The 16,927-nt window shown below is 59.5% G+C and carries 10 protein-coding genes and 2 rRNA genes (1 of these 12 cut by a window edge); 7 read left to right on the forward strand and 5 right to left on the reverse strand.

All coding sequences use genetic code 11. The annotated features are described in order from the left end of the window. Together F3N42_RS12125 and rrf are read left to right on the forward strand one after the other, a co-directional pair. Nucleotides 1–1,809, forward strand: a 23S ribosomal RNA gene (locus F3N42_RS12125) (it extends 1,081 nt beyond the left edge of the window). A gap of 239 nt (nucleotides 1,810–2,048) precedes the next feature. Beyond that, nucleotides 2,049–2,163 (forward strand): 5S ribosomal RNA (gene rrf, locus F3N42_RS12130). Nucleotides 2,164–2,314: 151 nt separating this feature from the next. Here rrf and F3N42_RS12135 read toward each other — a convergent pair. Then, nucleotides 2,315–4,036 (reverse strand): amidase family protein, encoded by a 1,722-nt coding sequence (locus tag F3N42_RS12135; protein WP_150864749.1) that lies wholly within the window; start codon nucleotides 4,034–4,036, stop codon nucleotides 2,315–2,317. Between the two features lie 208 nt (nucleotides 4,037–4,244). Here F3N42_RS12135 and F3N42_RS12140 point away from each other — a divergent pair, with 208 nt between their 5' ends. Then, nucleotides 4,245–5,555: a JmjC domain-containing protein gene (locus F3N42_RS12140; RefSeq protein ID WP_150864750.1), complete on the forward strand. Its 1,311-nt coding sequence runs from the start codon at nucleotides 4,245–4,247 to the stop codon at nucleotides 5,553–5,555. 22 nt (nucleotides 5,556–5,577) lie between these two features. Here the strand turns inward: F3N42_RS12140 and F3N42_RS12145 are convergent, their stop codons facing one another. Further along, nucleotides 5,578–6,324, reverse strand: coding sequence for a type 1 glutamine amidotransferase (locus F3N42_RS12145; RefSeq protein WP_150864751.1), 747 nt, complete (start codon nucleotides 6,322–6,324; stop codon nucleotides 5,578–5,580). Between the two features lie 484 nt (nucleotides 6,325–6,808). Here F3N42_RS12145 and F3N42_RS12150 point away from each other — a divergent pair, with 484 nt between their 5' ends. The 4 genes from F3N42_RS12150 to F3N42_RS12165 all read left to right on the forward strand — a co-directional run bounded on the left by F3N42_RS12150 (nucleotide 6,809) and on the right by F3N42_RS12165 (nucleotide 13,255). Next, on the forward strand, nucleotides 6,809–9,859 hold the full coding sequence (locus tag F3N42_RS12150; RefSeq protein WP_150864752.1) for a TonB-dependent receptor: 3,051 nt from the start codon (nucleotides 6,809–6,811) through the stop codon (nucleotides 9,857–9,859). 138 nt (nucleotides 9,860–9,997) lie between these two features. Further along, the gene (locus tag F3N42_RS12155) at nucleotides 9,998–10,729 is read left to right on the forward strand and encodes a SapC family protein (RefSeq protein ID WP_150864753.1); all 732 of its coding nucleotides are present in this window, start codon (nucleotides 9,998–10,000) and stop codon (nucleotides 10,727–10,729) included. Between the two features lie 16 nt (nucleotides 10,730–10,745). Then, on the forward strand, nucleotides 10,746–11,759 hold the full coding sequence (locus tag F3N42_RS12160) for a cupin-like domain-containing protein (RefSeq protein WP_150864754.1): 1,014 nt from the start codon (nucleotides 10,746–10,748) through the stop codon (nucleotides 11,757–11,759). Then, nucleotides 11,756–13,255, forward strand: coding sequence for a tryptophan halogenase family protein (locus F3N42_RS12165; RefSeq protein ID WP_150864755.1), 1,500 nt, complete (start codon nucleotides 11,756–11,758; stop codon nucleotides 13,253–13,255). The genes F3N42_RS12160 and F3N42_RS12165 overlap by 4 nt, the downstream gene beginning before the upstream one ends. Nucleotides 13,256–13,262: 7 nt before the next feature. Here F3N42_RS12165 and F3N42_RS12170 read toward each other — a convergent pair whose 3' ends face one another. The 3 genes from F3N42_RS12170 to F3N42_RS12180 form a co-directional block, all read right to left on the reverse strand. Next, nucleotides 13,263–14,393: a tetratricopeptide repeat protein gene (locus tag F3N42_RS12170; protein ID WP_150864883.1), complete on the reverse strand. Its 1,131-nt coding sequence runs from the start codon at nucleotides 14,391–14,393 to the stop codon at nucleotides 13,263–13,265. An 89-nt stretch (nucleotides 14,394–14,482) separates the two neighbouring features. Beyond that, complete coding sequence (locus tag F3N42_RS12175) at nucleotides 14,483–15,703, reverse strand: AGE family epimerase/isomerase (RefSeq protein ID WP_191621389.1); 1,221 nt, start codon at nucleotides 15,701–15,703, stop codon at nucleotides 14,483–14,485. A gap of 34 nt (nucleotides 15,704–15,737) precedes the next feature. Beyond that, nucleotides 15,738–16,925 (reverse strand): glycoside hydrolase family 130 protein, encoded by a 1,188-nt coding sequence (locus F3N42_RS12180; RefSeq protein ID WP_150864757.1) that lies wholly within the window; start codon nucleotides 16,923–16,925, stop codon nucleotides 15,738–15,740. Nucleotides 16,926–16,927 lie beyond the last annotated feature (2 nt).

Below are 16,927 nucleotides of genomic sequence, written 5' to 3' on the forward strand. Positions count from 1 at the left end.
TAATAGCTCACTGGTCAAGTCGGTCTGCGCGGAAGATTTAACGGGGCTTAAGTAGTGTACCGAAGCTGTGGATTCGTAACTTTGGTTACGGATGGTAGAGGAGCGTTCTGTAGGCCTGCGAAGGTGAACCGAGAGGTTTGCTGGAGGTATCAGAAGTGCGAATGCTGACATGAGTAACGATAATGCGGGTGAAAAACCCGCACGCCGAAAGCCCAAGGTTTCCTAGCGCAACGTTAATCGGCGCAGGGTGAGTCGGCCCCTAAGGCGAGGCGGAAACGCGTAGTCGATGGGAAGCAGGTTAATATTCCTGCACCAACTGTTACTGCGATGGAGGGACGGAGAAGGCTAAACACGCCAGGCGTTGGTTGTCCTGGTTCAAGCATGTAGGAAGAGATCTTAGGCAAATCCGGGATCTTATATTCTGAGGTGTGATGAGGGGTCCCAACATAGGGACGAAGGTGTTGACGCCATGCTTCCAGGAAAAGCTTCTAAGCATAGGTAACAGTTGACCGTACCGTAAACCAACACAGGTAGGCTGGTTGAGAATACCAAGGCGCTTGAGAGAACTCGGGTGAAGGAACTAGGCAAAATGGTACCGTAACTTCGGGAGAAGGTACGCCCTTGCCGGTGATGAGACTTGCTCTCTAAGCTGGTGGGGGTTGCAATAAAATGGTGGCTGCGACTGTTTATTAAAAACACAGCACTCTGCAAACACGTAAGTGGACGTATAGGGTGTGACGCCTGCCCGGTGCCGGAAGGTTAAGTGATGCGGTTAGCTTCGGCGAAGCTGTTGATCGAAGCCCCGGTAAACGGCGGCCGTAACTATAACGGTCCTAAGGTAGCGAAATTCCTTGTCGGGTAAGTTCCGACCTGCACGAATGGCGTAACGATGGCCACGCTGTCTCCACCCGAGACTCAGTGAAATTGAAATCGCTGTGAAGATGCAGTGTAACCGCGGCTAGACGGAAAGACCCCGTGCACCTTTACTACAGCTTCACACTGAACTTTGACTAGGCTTGTGTAGGATAGGTGGGAGCCTTTGAAGCGTGATCGCCAGATTGCGTGGAGGCAACCTTGAAATACCACCCTGGTGTAGTTGGAGTTCTAACCCAGACCCGTTATCCGGGTCGGGGACAGTGTGTGGTGGGTAGTTTGACTGGGGCGGTCTCCTCCCAAAGAGTAACGGAGGAGCACGAAGGTTGGCTAATCACGGTCGGACATCGTGAGATTAGTGCAAAGGCATAAGCCAGCTTGACTGCGAGATCGACGGATCGAGCAGGTACGAAAGTAGGTCTTAGTGATCCGGTGGTTCTGAATGGAAGGGCCATCGCTCAACGGATAAAAGGTACGCCGGGGATAACAGGCTGATACCGCCCAAGAGTTCATATCGACGGCGGTGTTTGGCACCTCGATGTCGGCTCATCACATCCTGGGGCTGAAGCCGGTCCCAAGGGTATGGCTGTTCGCCATTTAAAGTGGTACGCGAGCTGGGTTTAGAACGTCGTGAGACAGTTCGGTCCCTATCTGCCGTGGTCGTTAGAGATTTGAGGGAAGCTGCTCCTAGTACGAGAGGACCGGAGTGGACGAACCTCTGGTGTTCCGGTTGTCACGCCAGTGGCATTGCCGGGTAGCTAAGTTCGGACGGGATAACCGCTGAAAGCATCTAAGCGGGAAGCCCCTCCCAAGATGAGATCTCTCACTCCTTGAGAGTGTAAGGACCCTTGTAGACTACGAGGTTGATAGGCTGGGTGTGGAAGCGCAGTAATGTGTGAAGCTAACCAGTACTAATTGTCCGAGTGGCTTGGTCATATAACCAAAGCGTTTCCTGGTATGCGTGGCATACCATGGAAAGCATCTTCGCTGACACGAGCGCGAAATCCAGTGCAACTGGAGGACGTGCCGCTCTTGACAGAATTACCAAATCTGTAGGGTTTGAAGCTTCGGCATCAAACCTGAAGAGGCGAAGCGCACCGTGGCAACACTGCGTGCGACGAGCTCCCGGTTTCGGGTGATGGATCTTTGATTCATCGTGCGCCTCAACCCTTTTGCCTGGCGGCAATAGAGCACTGGTACCACCTGATCCCATTCCGAACTCAGTAGTGAAACGGTGTATCGCCGATGGTAGTGTGGGAGTTCCCATGTGAGAGTAGGTCACTGCCAGGCTTTATCCCAGAAAGGCCCCGGCGCGCAAGCGTTGGGGCCTTTCCTTTTTGGCAGTGCAGTAACGGGCACAGCAGGTGTGGAGGCAGTGCGGATCGCGGCGGTGCCGCTTACGCCTCACTCCTCACTCCTCACTCCTCACCACTCACCCCAGCTAAGGAAACAACGGCGGTGGAACACGACGCTTCGTGTTCTGCTCAAACGAATAAGCCAGCCGAATTAGCTCGGGTTCACTGCAGGCCGTTCCCATGAACGTCACGCCATAGGGCATTTCGGCGGGTAAAAAACCCTCGGGCAGTGGCGGATCAAAGGTCAGCGGGTAGGTGCCGTAAGGAACGATGATCTGTGGGTAACCTGCCTTGTCGGCCAGTTGCTCGCCCAGCCAGGCGGGGATCAGCAAAGCATCGAGGTTTGCGGATTGCAGCGCCGCGTCGATACCTTGTGCCCGGGTAAGCCTGAGGTCCTTGGCGCGGTCCGTTTCGTAGCGTTCCCGGTCGCGCTCGATATCCATCTCATCAGAAAAATCGAGCTCCTGCTGGTCGTACTTGATGGCGTTGAGTTGAGGGTGGCTGGCGTTGAACTCGCGTAAGGCTGCCAGGCTGACTACCGGTGCTGTATCGCCAAGGGATGCCAGCCAATGATTGAAATCTCGTTTCATGCCGTACTTCATGACAATGGAACAATCCTGATCATTGCCCCGGACCTGGGTGTCATAACAGTTACCAAAGAGAAGCTGGTTGTCGTCGGGGTTGGTGGCCACATGGCTGGGCACCACGACCGGGTCGACGATGATGGCGCCATTGGCTTTCAGAACCGCGATGACCTCATTCATTCGCGCCAGCCCCCCGGGCTTTAGCCCGCCCCTGGGTTCAGTCTCTCCGGGCGGGGTAACGGGGTCGTAATAGAAGGCGCGTGGCACGCCAATGCGCGCGCCGCGTAACCCATCCTTGTCGAGAAACGCCGTGTAGTCATGGTTAGGTACTGCTTCACAGGTGCCGATGGCGGGATCATTGTCATCGTGATTCTCCGCATTTTCCATGGCGCCCAGCATAATTGCCGCACCTGCGACGGTCCGGGTCATCGGTCCGGCAGAATCCTGGTCGAGCGTAATGGGAATGATGCCATGACGACTCAGGCGACCGATGGTGGGATCAATTCCGACCAGCATATTGTTGTTGGAAGGGATTACCAGTGAGCCCGATGTCTGGGTGCCCACGTTCCCGGCCCAGAAACTGGCGGCCGTTCCGATTCCTGAACTGGACCCACCGGGCGACATGACGGGCCGCCCGTCATTGAAACCCTTCCGGGGGTCGCGTCGCGGGTCGTATGGGTTCATGCCGTAATCGCCTCTTAGCGCGCTGTAGTTATCGGGCATTCCGGTGGCGACCCAGTTGGCCAGTTCCGTCATGGTCGTCTTGGCGATGATGATTGCGCCGGCGCGTTTAAGGTTGGTGACGATCGTGGCTTCATAGGGTGGTATGAATCCCTCGAACGCCATGGCACCCGCTGTTGTCGGCATGTCGATCGTGTGAATGTTGTCCTTAAGCGCGATGGGAATGCCATGCAGCGGCCCACGAATGATGCCTTCACGTCGTTCTTCATCCAGTTGGTCAGCAATGGCCTGTGCGCGGTGGTTCACCGCCATCGTTGCGCGCAAATCGAGTTCGTACAACGCGATTCGTTGCAGGTACTGGTCGACAAGTTCGCGGGATGTCACACGGCCGCTTTGTAGTGCCTGTTGAATCTCTGGAATCGTGGTGTCGACGACGCTGAACGATATGTCCTGGTGGGTTGCCGTGTACTCATCCGGTGTGGTTTGGCAACCCGACGCGGCAACGCAGAAAAGAGCGGAAACAAGCAGTTTATGTTTAATCACGACGCCCCCGTTGGTCGTTTGAGCAGAGTCACATCAAGAGACTTTCTCCCGACTCTAGCACGGGCTGAATTCATGAAGCCAACCACCAGCCTGGGTGCCTGTGCCGGCGGGATTTCTTTTTCGTTCTATAATCCCGTTTCCGTTTCACTGCACCCGGTAGGTTCCAACCGGATGTGCAATCACTTCATAAGCAGAAAGATACCTGACAATGACAATCATGGATTTCCACGCCCTGCTTGACGGCGGTTCGCCTGAAGAACGACCGGCGCCCGCTGCGGCCAGTGGTCGTGAACTTGAAGAACTGCTGAACCCGGTTTCCTGCGAAGACTTCGTCAATAGCTGGTTTGGTCGTACTTCCCTGAACGTGGAAGGCTATGCACAAAAGTTTGAGTCGATTTTCAGTTGGGAACGGCTGAAGCATGCGCTGGCCAGGGGGCGGAACATCCCGGACAAGCGTTACAACATTACCGCCTCGTTCTCACGTGGTGAAACGTCCGGTAAAGGCAAGCCCATGACGTCCGCGACTCACGACCAGGTCAGTGACTTGCTCAACGCCGGTGCGACCATCTGCATCACCAACATTCACATGGCGGATGCCACGTTGGCCCGTTGGGCAGCGGCGCTGCGGGCGCAGATGAATTTTGCCGGCACCGTTGGTGTGAACTGCTACATCTCGCCCGATGGCGCCGGGCTGCCCACACACTATGACAAGCGTGTCGCTACGACGTTACAGATTGCCGGTAAGAAGCGCTGGCGGTTTTCGACTGAAGCGGCTAAAGCGTGGCCCGACCATAATGGCCTGTACCAGGACGGGCGTATCGAGCCGCAGGGTATTGACGGTGGAAAGCTGCCGGATGAAATGGAGTTTCGCGAGGTCGAACTGAACCCCGGTGATCTGCTCTGCCTGCCTGCCGGCGCATGGCACTCGGCCCGTGGTGTAGGGGTTTCAATGGCCCTGAACGTCTATTTCTCCCCGCGTAATTTTGTCGACCAGTTGATTCCACTTCTCAGGGCCTTCGCCAGTGAGGATGGAAACTGGCGGGGCGGCCCGCCGGCGACCGTGGGGGCTATTCGGGGTGACATACCGGAAAACGTCACCAGGTATATGCGTGAGCGCCTGGATGAGTTTTGTACGTTGGCCCGGGAGACCCTGGAAAATCCTGGATCGATGGCCGAGCCCTGGCTCAGCGCACTGACGCAGATTCCGTATACGGGCTGGCGGCCGGAACCAAAACGCCAGATACCAGGTATCACGCCGGCCCAGCCGTTTTACGTTGGCAAGTCATCGTTGCGGTTCGTTAAACAGCACGATCGCATTGTTGTGCCCTGTGACAGCGGGCTGCTCAATCTGCCGCTTGAACTGGCCCCAATGCTCAACCGTTTATCCACCGAGACAGGGTGTTTTACCATTCCGGAATTGTTGTCCTGGCCAGAGGTGCCCGAAGGGTACCCTCGTGAAAAGACCATGGCCTACCTGCAGCAGTTGTACGCCAACGGAATTCTCGAAATGGCCCAATAGGCTTGGGTGTTCTCGCGTGCAACTATCGCGAGGGCATCACCTGCCGGGAGAGGGGCGTGCCGAGCTTATCCAGGAATGCGCCAAATACCTCGTCGCTTAATGCGATGGAGCCATCGATCAGTTCATGGGTCTGGCGCCAGATGGACTGGGCGTCGTGGGGTACGCCGCTGGTGTGAAGCTCATCCAGCATGGTGGGGAGTTTCAGCCAGCGGTTAATCAGGCGGCCGTCCAGTTCCAGGTGAAACTGGAAACCATAAGCCTGTTCCCCGACACGGAAAGCCTGGTTTTCACAGCGCTGGCTTCGCGCTAGCCGGGTCGCGCCATCCGGCAGGTCGAAAGTGTAGCCGTGCCACTGGAATATCGGCCGGGAGCGGCCCAGCCTGCACAGCACCGGGTCATCCTTTGCGGCCGCGGTGGGTTCAACGTCGTACCAGCCAATCTCCCATTCCCGGGCCGGTTTTGTGGGCGCACCCAGCGTATGCGCGAGCAACTGTGAGCCCAGGCAGATCCCCAGGACCGGCATATTTCGGGCCAGTGCCCGCTCGATACAATGCATTTCGGTTCTGAGATGAGGATACCGGTCCTGCTGGTCAGGCATCATCGGGCCGCCCAGGACGATCAATGCCTGGTAGCGGTCGATGTTCGGCTGTGCATCGGGGTTGCGGTGGAAATTGATGTAACGGATCCGGTGGCCACGACGGCGCAGCATCGGGTCCAGGGTGCCGAGCGGCTCTGATGCGACGTGTTGGAAAACTAGCACTTTGGCCATGAACTACCCTTCTGCACCAGCTCCTAACCGGCGCATCCTCCCACGGTTCCACAATCGTGCAAGATAATGGATTCCTGCGGTAACGAGCAACCTGACCGCTTTTAAACAGGGCCGGGGCGGCTTGCCAATCGCGAGGTTAATCGTTTAGCATCAGGGCGATGTTAAACGTTTAGCATGCCCCCTGGCACAGGTAAACCGGTGTCATTAAAGGAAATTGGCTGCGCCTTGTGTTTTTTCTTGACAGCGCAAGACATTTGTTGCGATGCTGTTATGGTAGCGTTAACATCCAAGACAGGCCGGACGATGATCCGGCAAGAAAAGAGCCTGAAAAGGCCAGCAAGACAGGTTCATGCGACCCCAGGGTCGCGGTTCGCGAACAGTAGCGATATGACACAGTTCGATTGCATCAGCCGATAGCACCACTTGCGTTTGCCTGGCGGCGACGCACGGGAAGCATCGTGCACACACACGTTGGAGGAACGACATGTACTACAAAAGAAACAAGCTAAGCGAGATCATTGCCGCCACATTGGCGTCTGCGGTGGTCATGCCGATGGCCTACGCGCAGGATTCGGAAGGCGAGGACACTATCCTGGAAGAGGTCGTCGTGACCGGTATTCGCGGTTCAATGGAACGCGCCATGGACATCAAGCGTGATTCCAGTGGTGTCGTTGATGCCATTTCGGCCGAGGACATCGGTAAATTCCCCAACACTAACCTTGCCGAATCGCTGCAGCGTATTCCGGGTGTGTCCATTGACCGCCAGAATGGCGAGGGCTCAAAGGTGACGGTGCGTGGTTTTGGCCCCGGGTTCAACCTGGTGACTCTGAACGGCCGAACCCTGCCCACCGCAACAGTCGGGATTATCGGCCAGCGTGACAACTACACCGGTGGTCAGGGCCGTAGTTTCGGCTTCGAGAATGTCGCCGCTGAAGGTGTCGGTGGCCTGGAAGTATTTAAGACCGGTAACGCACTTCTGCCTTCGGGTGGTATTGGTGCCACGATCGACATCCTGACACGGCGTCCGTTGGACTACGATAACACCGCCAGCATTGCGCTTAAGGCCAATGCAGACAAAAGCGTAGGCGATAGCGGTAGCGCGATCACGCCGGAAGCGTCTGGCCTGGTTAACTGGTCAAATGACAGCGGCACGTTTGGTATTGGCATTTTTGGCTCGTACTCGGAACGTGATTCCGGTGCGGCCATCGGCCAGGCCAACGACTGGGTGGTTCGCCGTGCTAACGATTTCTTCAGCAACACCAGTATCGTCCGCGCCGATGGCTCGACATCGGTGACAAACCCGCCGGCGGACGGTGAGTTGTACGCAATCCCGCAGGATAGCCGCTACGACTACAGTGAAATTACGCGAGAGCGCATGAATGGCCAGTTGGTGGTGCAGTTCGCGCCGACGGACAACCTGCGTTTCACCGTTGATTACACGGCCGTAAACAACCAGCAGACGGAAATGCGCTCTGAGCAGACCAACTGGTTTGCTACGCCGTTTGACCAGTTGATCTTTGATGGTGAAGGCCCCGTCTCCCAGGCATTGTTCATGCAGGAGAACAACAACGGCACCAAGGATATCGGTTTCGAGCAGACCAACCGCGCAACCGACGAGTCGATCGATTCGTTCGGCCTGAACATCGAGTGGGACCTGTTTGAAAACCAGACGCTGCGCTTTGACGGACACACTTCGTCCGGTGAAGCACGCCCGGACAACCCGCTGGGTCACACGGCGACATTCGTGACCTTCGGTGCCCCGGTGATTTTGCAGCACTCCGTGGACTGGAGCGAAGGATTCCCGATCCAGAGATACACCTACGACGATTCGATTCGTGGTAATGGCAACGGCACGATCGACCAGGGCGACCTGGCCACGCAGGTGCAGCGTAGCTCGACCCAGATCCAGGAGAGCGATGTCGATGAATTTGACCTTCGTTACTCGTTCGACTGGGACAGCGCGCGCCTGGATATTGGCGCCAACAAGCGCGACACCTCGGTTTACGTGGAAGCGACGACGACCGAGCAGGAACTGGGTACCTGGGGTATGGCTAACCCGGGCGACGTGGAAATGTTCGCGCCTGGCCTGGTTGAGAAATACTGCATGGCCTGCCAGTTCAACGACTTCCCGGTGGGTGATGCGTCTGAAGCCTTCAGGGTCGACGCCACCCAGTTGTTCCCGATCTTCGAGTCGGCTTACTCGCAAAACGCCGTATCCCGGAACAGCAGCCAGAACACGGTCGAAGAAGATATCACCGCGTATTACGCCTCCTTCCAGTGGGATACCGAGGTGTTCGGTCTGCCGATGGAGTTGAACGCCGGCGTACGTTACGAAGAAACAGAGGTTGACGCGTACGCTTTCCAGGCCGTACCGAATGGTATTACCTGGCGCTCGGACAACGACTTCCTGATTACCTACAACGCGAGCAACGAGAACGTTGAGGGCTCTGGCAGCTACGATCATTTCCTGCCTAACCTGGACCTCAAGTTCGACCTGACCGACGAACTGGTGGCTCGCTTCTCTTACAGCGAAACCATCGCCCGGGTGCCATACGGCAACATGTTCGCAGCCACCACGGCTGGCGCACCGAACCGTCCGACCGCGCTTGGTGGACAAACCGGTGGCAGCCGCCAGAACCCTGGCCTGTTACCGCTGGAGTCGACCAACTTTGACGTGTCGGTCGAGTGGTATTACGGCGATTCCAGCTACGTGTCGCTGGGTTACTTCAACAAGGATGTGTCCAACTTCCTGGGCACCGGCGTGTTTGACCAGCCATTGTTCGGCCTGACCGACCCAACGGCCGGAGCCCCTGGATCGCGGTCCGGCGATGCCCTGGACATTATCGACAGCCTGGGTGTCGACCGCTCCGAGGCCAACATGTTCACCCTTGTCGCCCTGATCGACGAGTTCCAGGGTGACCTGGCCGCGGCCCAGGCCGAGTTCGAAGCCAACCTGGTCAACGGCGCGTTGCCCCAGGACTATGTCGACCTGATCGCGACCAACTACGATATCGTCGGTGACGCCAACGATCCGTTGATGATCTTCCGCGTGACGCAACCGATCAACAACGAGGACGCCAACATCGATGGCTGGGAATTCGCCTGGCAGCACTTCTTCGGTGACAGCGGCTTCGGTTTCGCCGGTAGCTACACGGTCGTGAACGGTGATATCGATGCCGATCCGGGCCAGGATCCGGACGCCAACGAGTTCGCACTGGTGGGTCTGTCCGATACTGCAAACGCCACGCTGATCTACGAGAACCACGGCTGGCAGGCGCGCGTTGCCTACAACTGGCGCGACACGTTCCTGAATGCCACCAACCAGGGTGGCAGCCGTAGCCCTCAGTTTACTGACGAATATGGTCAGTACGACTTGAGTGTCTCGTACCAGTTGACGGATCACCTGCAGGTACAGTTCGACGCCATTAACGTGACCGGCGAAGACCTGGTGCAGTACCGTCGCAAGGAGAAGATGGTGGTCTGGGCCTACGAGCTCGAGCCGCGCTACTCCCTGGGTGTGCGCTACCGCTTCTGATTACCACCCAACTGCAGTATAGGGAGGGGCCGCCTCGTTTGGGCGGCCCTTTCCATATGCGGCCAGAAAAACCGGGCGACGCGGTTGACGCCGGCGCCCATTTGATAACATGCAATCATTCTTTGGACGGATGCCCAGATGACCAATACTGTTCTGCTGGATAATGTCAGTCACCACGACCTGAAGGTCAGAACCGGCCATTCGGCCAATTTCGGTGATGCCGTTAATATGGCGATGGTGTTCCCCACCGAATTTCCTTTTGTCCAGCGCGAATACCCCATCCTGTTTCGCAGGGAAACCAACGGTGATTTCCAGGCCGTCGTGCTGCTGGGGTTCGATAAGGGTGAGAACCTGTTCCTGGATGCTTCCGGTTGGAATGCTCGTTACGTCCCCGCAGTCCAGGAGCGTGGACCGTTCCTGATCGGGCTGCATGGCGCTAAAGATGGTGTGGATGAACCCGAGCCGATGATCCATGTCGACCTGGATCACCCGCGCGTCAACCGGCATGAAGGTGAATCGGTGTTCCTTCGGCATGGTGGTCACTCGCCCTACCTGAAACGCATCAATCGGATTCTTCAGCTGATTTTTCACGGCGCCGAGCTGGCCAGGCCGATGTTTGCGGCTTTCGAGGAAGCCGGGCTGATCGAGGCCATGGAAGCGAAGGTGAGCCTGGATGAGCGCACGCAGTACACGCTGCCCGATTTTTTCACCATCAATACCGATCGCCTGGCGGCACTGGACGGCGCGATGCTGGAAAAACTGAACCGCGATGGTTACCTGCAGCTCGCCATCATGGTGGCGAACTCACTGGGCAACATTGAATGGTTGATCGAGCTCAAGAACCGCAAACGCGCGGCGGCGAACGCCTGATCGCGCGGTGACGGCCATGCGCGAAACACGGGTGCTTGAAGACATCGCACCGGAGCATGTTCCATGGTCCGAGATTGTTGAGGAAGGCTGTCCCGTCATCCTGAAGGGGCTGGTGCGGGACTGGCCATTGGCGCGGACCAGCGCTCCGAGGGAGGCTGCGTCGTATTTGCGGCAGTTCTACCAGGGTCGTCCCGTGACCGCGTTCCTCGGTCGTCCGGAACTGCATGGTCGGTTCGGCTATACCGAAGACGCCACCCGTCTGGATTTCCAGTCTGAACGGGGCGACCTTGGGGCATACCTGGAGCGCATCCTGGAACTCGCCGGTGATGCCGGCGCGCCATCTATCTATATCGGCTCGACCGATGTTGACCAGTTCCTGCCCGGCTTCCGTACTGAAAATGACCTGGTGCTGAACCACGACATGTTTGAGGCCTCCCCGCCAATGGTCGGCGCGTGGATCGGCAACCGCACGACCGCGCTCGCTCATCACGACCTGTCTTACAACGTGGCCTGTTGCCTGGTGGGTCGGCGACGGTTTTCCCTGTTTCCGCCGGAGCAGGTGGCCAATCTTTACCCGGGTCCGCTGGACCCGACACCGGGTGGCCAGGTGGTCACCATGGCGGATATTGGGGACCCGGATTTCGATCGGTTTCCCGGCCTGCGCGAGGCGCTCGATACCGGCGAAGTGGCGGATCTTGAGCCCGGTGACGCCCTGTACTACCCGGCGTTGTGGTGGCACCAGGTCAGTGCCCTGGAGGATTTCAATATCATGGTGAACTACTGGTGGAACCGCGTGCCGGATTTCGTCGACACGCCACAGACCACGCTGATGCATGCGCTGCTGAGTCTTCGTGACCGGCCGGAGCCGGAAAAACGTGCCTGGCGGGCCATGTTTGACTACTACGTGTTCGGGCCGGCGGATCGCGCCGGTGCTCACCTGCCGGAAGGCGCGCGCGGACCATTGGCACCGCTGGATGATATGTCGGCGCGCCGGCTGCGCGCTCTACTGCAGAGGAAGCTGAACCGATGAGTTCCAAGGGCGAACAGGCGGTTCGGCGAGTGGTGATCGCTGGCGGCGGTACCGCCGGGTGGACCGCCGCTGCCGCGCTGGTACGCCAACTGGGCGCACTGCTGGATATCACCCTGGTGGAATCGGATGCTATCGGCACAGTGGGTGTCGGCGAAGCGACTATTCCGACATTCAGGACATTTCACGCCCTGATCGGTGTTGATGAACGCGAGTTCATGCGCGAGACCAAGGCGACGTTCAAGCTGGGGATTTCCTTCGAGGACTGGGATCGGCTGGGCGAGCGTTACATTCATCCCTTCGGCGAAGTCGGCAAATCGACCTGGATGGGCGATTTCCAGCACATGTGGCTTATGGCGAAGGACCGGGGTGAAGCCGGTGAGCTGGGAGACTACTGTTTTGAGCACGTGGCGGCGCGCGCCGGGAAATTCGCCGTGGCCGAGGGCTCGAAGATCAACTATGCCTACCACCTTGATGCTGGGATGTACGCGAAGTACCTGCGCGGCAAGTTTTCACCCATGGGAATCAACCGCATCGAGGGCAAGATCGACCAGGTTGAGCAGGACGGCGAGTCCGGATACGTCACGGCGCTGGTACTGGAGGACGGCACCCGGGTCGAGGGCGACCTGTTCGTCGATTGCACCGGTTTTCGCGGCCTGTTGATCGAGCAGACGCTGGAAGCCGGCTACGAGGACTGGCGTCACTGGCTGCCCACGGACAGCGCGCTGGCCGTGCAGACCGAGAATGCCGGCAGCACACCCCCGTACACCCGCGCGATGGCGCGCAGCTCGGGGTGGCAGTGGCGGATTCCGTTGCAGCACCGCGTGGGCAACGGCCTGGTGTTCTGCAGTCGTTACCAGGATGAAGATCCGGCGCGTGAAGAACTGCTGGGCAACCTCGAGGGTGAACCACTTACCGAGCCGCGCCTGATTCGTTACGTGACCGGCCGGCGACGACGCGCCTGGGTGAAGAACGTGGTGGCGCTGGGCCTGTCCAGCGGCTTCCTCGAGCCGCTGGAGAGCACCAGTATTCACCTGATCCAGATTGGCGTGATGCGGTTGATTCAGTTGTTTCCCTTTGACGGCAATTTCGAGGCCCTGGCCACGCGTTACAACGCCAAGTCTGAAGCAGAGTTCGAAAACGTCCGCGACTTCATCATCCTGCACTACACGCTGACGCGGCGTGACGACACGCCGTTCTGGCGCCATTGCCGTGACATGACTATTCCGGACAGCCTGGCCGCTCGTATCGAGCTGTTCCAGGAGAGCGGTTGCGTCTACCCGGCCGCCGAGGAGCTGTTCAAGGTGACGTCGTGGCTGTTCGTGATGATGGGACAGGGCGTGATGCCGCACCATTATCACCACATGGGCGCTTTGCTCGGTGACCAAAGACTGAACCGGGCGCTGGGCTCACTGAAAGCGAACATTGCCGCCGCAGTGGACAAAATGCCCACCCACCAGGTCTTCATTGACCGCTACTGTCGCGCGCCGGACGCGTAAACCGGCCTCAGAGGAACAGCTTCCGATAGATTTCGTCGGCCTGCCGCTGCATGTCGCGCGCTTTTACCGTGTCACCCAGCTGCTCATAGACCTGAGCGGCCAGGGCGTAAAACCGTGGCTCGGTGTCGAGTTTCTCGATGGCTGACAAGGCCAGCAATTCCGCCTGGCGGAGTTCACCCTGGTCCAGCGCGACCTGGGCGCGTGTGTAGGCGAAATACGGGTTGGCCTCGCGGTATTCGGCCGCCAGGCGGCGGAAGTATTCGGCGCGTTCCTTCTGGCCTACGGTGCCATACAACGTCCCCAGGTTGCTGGTCAGGCTCAGGTCCCGTGGATTCCAGGACAGGCCTTGCAGGTAAGCCGTCTCCGCGTCCAGCAGCCGTTGGTTGCGAAAGTAGAGGTTCCCCAGGTTGTTCCAGATGTAACTGCGGCCGGGGTCAAGTTCCAGCGCACGACGCATGTGGCGGAATGCGGCCAGGTTGTCGCCTTCGGCCAGGATTTCCATGGCGCGGTTGCTGTAGTAAAGCGCTTCGACCCGCCGGCCGGATATGGTCTGTTGACGGTAGCTGGGGTTGTAGCGCTGCATCTCCAGGTCCACGATCAGTTCTTCGCCGGTGCGCAGCCTGACCTTGGCGTTGACGTGACGTAGCAACATCATGGTGTTGCTGCCTTCTCGCATGTCCCAGGCGGGTGGCAGGATGACGTCGTTGACCTCGGCCACCAGGTTCATCTGCCGTGCCATGGCCACGTAGATCAGCGTGTAGCTCAGGCAGTTGACCTTGCGGGCGGCGAAAGCACGTGTCGGCGGCAGGGTCGGGTTGACGGCGTTATAGTCGATACCGAATCCACCGGTCGGAACCGGGCCCAGCAGGCGCAGGTGAAGTGCTTTCGCCCGACTGTAAGGCGATGCATGTGCGGCTTCGATTTCTTTAGCCGCCGAAACCAGGATCGGCGGCAAGGCATTGAGATCTTCGGCGGGGAGTTCGTGTTCGCGGATGACCTGGCCGGTGAGCGAATGGCCGGACAAAAGCTCGGCAACCGCCGTCTTTGACGGGGTCTGCACCCAGTCCGGATGCGGATCGACGATGCTGCAGGCCGCCAGGCCCAACGTCGCGATCCCTGTCGCGAGCGCCCGCTTCATGGCCAGTTATCCTGGAAAGCTGCTTAAAGCATACGCCTTTTAGCGGGCGCCGGCACCTTCAGCGTGCCGTCGAGGTGCTGGTCCCCTACTTAGCCGGCTTCCAGGATGGAGAGTCGGCGGGCGGCTTCCATCATCGCGCGGCCGGTGTGATACGGGCCTTTCCACGCGCCGGCGCGGTAGTGCGGATCCGGTGCATTGTCCGAAGGGGCGCCCTGGCTGCGCCACTCCACGCCGCCTGGTGCGATGTGGGCGCGTTGCGTGAATGCCCAGACGGTATCGGCGGCCTCGCCCCAGCGGTCGTCGCCGCTAAGCAGGTCGGCATTCAGGAAGCCTACCAGGGCCTCGGCCTGAACCCACCATGTGCTTTCGGAAGGGTCGCCGTTGCCATCCGGACGGTCCTGTACAAAACCGGCAGCGGTCATGGCCTGTGACAACACCCTCTCGGCTAACGCCAGCGCGCGTGGCCGGACGGCGGTCCTGACCACGGGGTCATCAAGCGCTTCCGCGGCCTCCCAGAGCAGCCAGCTGGCCTCGATTTCGTGGCCAAAGGATTCGACTGCGGGCAGCTCGTTCCACTGGCGGTCGAAGTACAGGCCAAGTCTCGGTGTGTCCGCTACCAGGACATGGTCGATGAACAGGTCGATGGATTCCCGCAAGGCCTTGCGACTGCGTGCGTTCGGCGCGGCCTGGTGCAGCGCGGTGCAGGCTTCCACCAGGTGCAGGTGCGTGTTCATGGTCTTGGGCGCGTCGAGGTCGTCGTCGCCCAGGCGCATGTCGGCGGCCGGCGTCCAGTTTCGATTAAATGACTCGATAAACCCACCGTACTCATCGTCTCGCGCGTGCTCCCACAGCGCGGCCAGGTAGTCTCGCGCCTTGGTGATGGCCGAGGTGTCGCTGGTCAGCCGGTAGTACGCGCACAGGGCGTAGATGCTGAAACACAGTCCATATGAGCGCTTGCCGTCGTCGGCGACGCTGCCGTCAGCCTCGAGCGACCAGTAAGCGCCACCAAAACCCGGGTCGTCAAAATGGTCATTGAAATAGCGGTAAGCCCGATCGGCCGCCAGCCGGCATTCGCGGTCGCCACCGGCCCGGCCCACCTCGCTGAAGAACCACAGAAGGCGGGTGTGCAGTACCAGGTGTTTGCGGGCGCCCGCGACGGGCTGGCCCGAAGCGTCGATCTCGCCATAAAAACCGCCGTTTTCCCGGTCGATGGAATGGTCCAGCCACCAGCGCGTGATGGCATCGAGTTCGCGCAGGGCGTCCTCCATGGTGAATATTGTTCTTGTTGTGATTTCCGGTGCGGCTGTCATGGCCCTGGCAGTCGTTGTCGAAAGGATCATTATCTCAAACTTTGGATCGATTTTGATTGGCATTGACCAACTGCCTGATGGCGCTGGCGGAAGTCGCGGTGCTGCCGCCGTCTTCAGGGGCATTCAGGCAGTGATCCACCAGCCGGTCGACACTGCTGGTGGCGACGTGCATGCGCGTGTCCGCCGAGGCGTAATAGATCAGAACACGGGCGTCGTCACCGTTGCCGTCACGTATCCAGCCGTTGCAGAACACCACGTTGGACACGTCCCCCGGCCGTTCATCACCGCGCGGCGCCAGCAGGTGTCCGGCGGGCTTGCGCCGGATCACCCAGGGCCGGTCGAGTTCGGTCAGGAAGGGGTAGAGCACGTAGCGCAGCCCGGCCGCGGTGCCGCGGACGCCATGTGCCAGGTGCAGCCAGCCTTCGCGGGTGCGAATGGGGGGCGGCCCCTGGCCGTTCTTGGCCTCGGCAATGGTGTGATAGGCGCGTGGGTCGACGACGGTTTCCTCGTCTACGCGGGCGTTGTCCATGCGCTCAGCCAGCCCCCAGCTGAGGCCGCCGGCACCGCCGGCCTCGATGAAGCCATCCTGCGGGCGTGTGTACAACCCGTAACGGCCGTCGATGAATTCGGGGTGCAGCACCACGTTGCGTTGCTGCGGTGAGCGCGTCACCAGGTCCGGCAGTCGTTCCCAGGTGTCAAGGTCGCGGGTGCGGGCGATGCCGCAACGCGCCAGCGCCGCGGTCGGGTCGTCCGGGTGGTTCGGGTCGTGCCGCTCGGCGCAGAACAGGCCGTAGATCCAGCCATCTTCGTGCGCGGTCAGGCGCATGTCATAGAGGTTGGTCTCCGCATCGTCCAGCGCGGGCATGTCGATGGGCGCATCCCGAAAACGAAAACCGTCAACGCCGTTGTCACTTTCGGCGATGGCGAAGTAAGACTTCCGATCGGCGCCCTCCATGCGCAGCACCAGCAGGTACTTGCCCTGCCAGGCCATTGCACCAGCGTTGAAGGTGCTGTTGACGCCAATCCGCTCCAGCAAGTGCGGGTTTGTGACCGGGTCCAGGTCGTAGCGCCATTCCAGCGGCACGTGGTCGCGCGTGACCACGGGGTGGCGCCAGCGTTCGTAGATGCCGTTGCCGGCCTCGTCCACTGGCGAGTTGGTGCGCCTGAGCAGCGCGTCGAGCTCGGCGCGCAGGCGGGAAAGGCGCGGGTCGAAACCTGTCATGA

The organism is Marinihelvus fidelis (assembly GCF_008725655.1).
Lineage (GTDB): Bacteria > Pseudomonadota > Gammaproteobacteria > Xanthomonadales > SZUA-36 > Marinihelvus > Marinihelvus fidelis.

Excerpts from the sequence above, each read along its gene's own strand:
- F3N42_RS12170 (WP_150864883.1), bottom strand. The coding sequence starts at position 14,393 with ATGAAGCGGGCGCTCGCGACAGGGATCGCGACGTTGGGCCTGGCGGCC.
- F3N42_RS12155 (WP_150864753.1), top strand. The coding sequence starts at position 9,998 with ATGACCAATACTGTTCTGCTGGATAATGTCAGTCACCACGACCTGAAG.
- F3N42_RS12180 (WP_150864757.1), bottom strand. The coding sequence starts at position 16,925 with ATGACAGGTTTCGACCCGCGCCTTTCCCGCCTGCGCGCCGAGCTCGAC.
- F3N42_RS12140 (WP_150864750.1), top strand. The coding sequence starts at position 4,245 with ATGACAATCATGGATTTCCACGCCCTGCTTGACGGCGGTTCGCCTGAA.
- F3N42_RS12160 (WP_150864754.1), top strand. The coding sequence starts at position 10,746 with ATGCGCGAAACACGGGTGCTTGAAGACATCGCACCGGAGCATGTTCCA.
- F3N42_RS12175 (WP_191621389.1), bottom strand. The coding sequence starts at position 15,703 with ATGACAGCCGCACCGGAAATCACAACAAGAACAATATTCACCATGGAG.
- F3N42_RS12150 (WP_150864752.1), top strand. The coding sequence starts at position 6,809 with ATGTACTACAAAAGAAACAAGCTAAGCGAGATCATTGCCGCCACATTG.
- F3N42_RS12145 (WP_150864751.1), bottom strand. The coding sequence starts at position 6,324 with ATGGCCAAAGTGCTAGTTTTCCAACACGTCGCATCAGAGCCGCTCGGC.
- F3N42_RS12165 (WP_150864755.1), top strand. The coding sequence starts at position 11,756 with ATGAGTTCCAAGGGCGAACAGGCGGTTCGGCGAGTGGTGATCGCTGGC.